Raw genomic sequence first — 2,890 nt, forward strand, 5'->3', positions numbered from 1 at the left:
TTCGAGATTCTTCCGGATACTCGCTTCACCATATGCCGCAACCCCGTCGTCTTTGGTGAGCTCCTTGAAGAACTTTGACATGATGTTCTTCTCCTTCATCAGGTCAACACCCTTCAGGGCATCGGCGGCGGCATCGACGAGTTCTGCGAGTCCGCTCTCGTTTGTGTAGGCGACATCAAAGAGGCCGATCATCCGCTTCTTCACCTCGTGGTGGAGATAGTCTCCATCGGCAAACTCCTCTTTCGTGGGGGTCGGCCCGCCGATGAGGAGCCCCTTGAAACGATTGAAGAAATCCTTCTCGGCAAGGAACGTCTCGCTGGCACGCTCTCCGACCTTCTTATAGAATTCATTGATTGCGATCAGCCTGAGACGCTCAAAACGGGCTGCCGACTGGCCGCCTTTCCGCTGTTTGCCCGGAACAGTCGAGGTGGTTCCGTTAATAGGCTCAATCCGGTTGCCACGGAGGAATCCCCAGTAGGATTCGCGTCGATCGAGGACAAGCAGGCCATAGACAAACTTCTCCTCAAGCATCAGCCTGAGTGGTTCCAGCTCGAAGTTCGAGCTGCACCGGTACATATAGGTGCCAAGCGGCTCGGGCGGCTCAACGATTATTGTCTCAAATGTGCTCCTGTCACCTCCGACATTAACGGCACCTGAGAAGACCGCCATCCCATTCGGTGGCGGGGTTTTATAGCCCTTCAGGCGCGAGAGGATCGAAGATAAGGCGCTCTGCACATTCGTCTTCGTCTGCTTGCTCTTGATGTTTGCGCACTGCCCGAACTCATCGCGGAGCTGTGCAGTTACATCGTATATCTGCTTATCTGGAGGAATATAGAGGGAGATCAGCTCGGTTCCGCTCCCCTCCTTCTCCTGAAGCCGCTCGAGCATCTTCTTGAACTCGTACCGTCGGCGTGCCTCATCCTTCTCGGTCTGTACTGTTTCGGCCATGGGGGTATGTCACCATTATAAAATGGGTAATTATTGTTCTTCTGCTCCAATAAAGATGATTATTGGGCATTATCTCTTCTGTCTGCACCTGAAAAGAAGAGCAATCGTCTTAGCATCGATTATCCTCCCATCATGCGCCATAGATTCTGCCTCCTTCCGGGGGAGGCAGACGACATCGATCACCTCATCGTCATCGGGCTTGAAGTTGTCTGCCGGTGAAAGGGTTCGTGCCTCATACAGGTGGATCACCTCATCGGTGAAGCCGGGAGAGGTCATGAGGACACCACGGGGGATGAGTTCATCAGATCGCATCCGCGTCTCCTCGATCAGTTCACGCGATGCCGTCTCTTCCGGCAGTTCTCCATCCTCCATCGTCCCTGCTGGCGCTTCATAGATGTAATCGCCAATTGCCGGGCGGAACTGGCGGATCAGGTAACAGTCATCGCCGTCGCATGGCAGCATCGCAACAGCACCGCCGGGGTGGACGATGATCGTCTCCTTTGTCCTGCCGTTTGGAAGATCGACGCTCTTCAGCTCAACAAAGAGGCGCTTTCCCTGGTAGATGATCGTCAAGGGAGCCTCCGGTAAGAGATCGGATCAGATCTGCCAACGGCATGAAACGCCTCCAGCCGATAGTGGCAGGACGAACAGGTGCCGCAGGCGAGGTCATCATTCTGGTAGCATGACCAGGTCTCTTCATAGGGAACAGAGAGATCAAAACCCACCTTCAGGATCTCCGCCTTGTTCATCCCGACAAACGGAGCATTCAGCGCAATCGGCTTCTCAGACATCGTCCCGAGGTTAATGACCGACTGGAATGCCTCAATAAATTCCGGCCTGCAATCGGGGTACCCGATATAGTCTCCTGCCTGCACACCGATGAAGATGGCATCGCCCCCTCTCGCCTCACAGAAGCTGGTGGCGATGGCAAGCAGATTCGCATTCCTGAAGGGAACATAGGTATTCGGGCGCTCTTCGGGGGATTCTTCATAGGTTTCAACTTCTATTGCAAAATCCGTGAGGCTGCTTGCCCCAAACGCTTTGAAATAGTCAAGCGAGATGACGACAGGAGGCTCTGCACCAAGCAGATCGGCAATCCTCTGCGCGCATCCGAGTTCCCGTGATTCCGTCCTCTGGCCATAGGTGATATGGAGAGGGAGGATATCATATCCCATATTCTTTGCATAGTAGGCAAGGGTGGCCGAGTCCATCCCGCCTGAAAGGAGACATACTGCTTTCATTTATTGCACCCCGATCTGCTTATGAAGCTGGAGCTGGAGACGGACGGGAAGATCCCATGTCATCAGCACCTCTGCAATTCCTCTGTAATTCGATCCATGGACAGGCGAGATGTAGATCTCACCCCTGATCGGAATAGATCGGATCTTTTCATAAACATAATCGAGATCCGCATCATCCGCCACGACACATTTGACCGAATCTGTCTGCCTGATATCAGCAAGAAGACTGAGATCGCTTCGCTCGCCCGATGACGGGCATTTGACATCCATGCAGATGGAAGCATATGGCTGAACCTGCCTAAAGGGGATCGTCCCATTCGTCTCGATATCGATTGTATACCCTCTGGAAGAGAGTTCTTGTAGAAGAGGAAGAAGCTCATCCTGCCGGAGGAGCGGCTCCCCCCCCGTCACACAGAGATACCGGATCCCGGTCTCTTCTATCCGGCGCAGAATATCGTCTGTAGTGAGATCTTCGCCTGTATTCGGGTCCCGCGCACCCGGGGTATCGCACCACCGGCAGTTGAGGTTGCATCCGGCGAGCCTGAGGAAACAGCAGCGCAGCCCCTGGTTTCTCCCTTCGCCCTGCAGACTCGGAAAGATCTCACAGACCTGCATATTCAGCGTTCAACCTCTGAGTAGCAGCCATCAGACTCCCAGACCCGCACCTTTGAAACCCGGCAGTCAAGCCCCATTGAGCGGCA

The 2,890-nt window shown here is 54.2% G+C and carries 4 protein-coding genes; all 4 read right to left on the minus strand.

Going from position 1 to position 2,890, the window contains the following annotated elements:
- A partial coding sequence (prf1, locus tag QCH34_RS10050) for a peptide chain release factor aRF-1 (protein WP_300333622.1) occupies positions 1-948 on the minus strand: 948 nt, incomplete at its 3' end.
- A 69-nt stretch (positions 949-1,017) separates the two neighbouring features.
- Positions 1,018-1,521 carry an NUDIX hydrolase gene (locus QCH34_RS10055; RefSeq protein WP_300333625.1) on the minus strand — a complete coding sequence of 168 codons (504 nt, stop codon included), beginning with the start codon at positions 1,519-1,521 and terminating at the stop codon, positions 1,018-1,020.
- A complete protein-coding gene (gene queC, locus QCH34_RS10060; protein ID WP_300333630.1) occupies positions 1,518-2,189 on the minus strand; it encodes a 7-cyano-7-deazaguanine synthase QueC in 672 nt (223 codons plus the stop codon). The genes QCH34_RS10055 and queC overlap by 4 nt, the downstream gene beginning before the upstream one ends.
- Positions 2,190-2,804 (minus strand): radical SAM protein, encoded by a 615-nt coding sequence (locus QCH34_RS10065; RefSeq protein WP_300333634.1) that lies wholly within the window; start codon positions 2,802-2,804, stop codon positions 2,190-2,192. It abuts the gene before it with no gap.
- Positions 2,805-2,890: the final 86 nt, after the last annotated feature.

It is taken from the genome of Methanocalculus sp., assembly GCF_029762515.1.
GTDB lineage: Archaea > Halobacteriota > Methanomicrobia > Methanomicrobiales > Methanocorpusculaceae > Methanocalculus.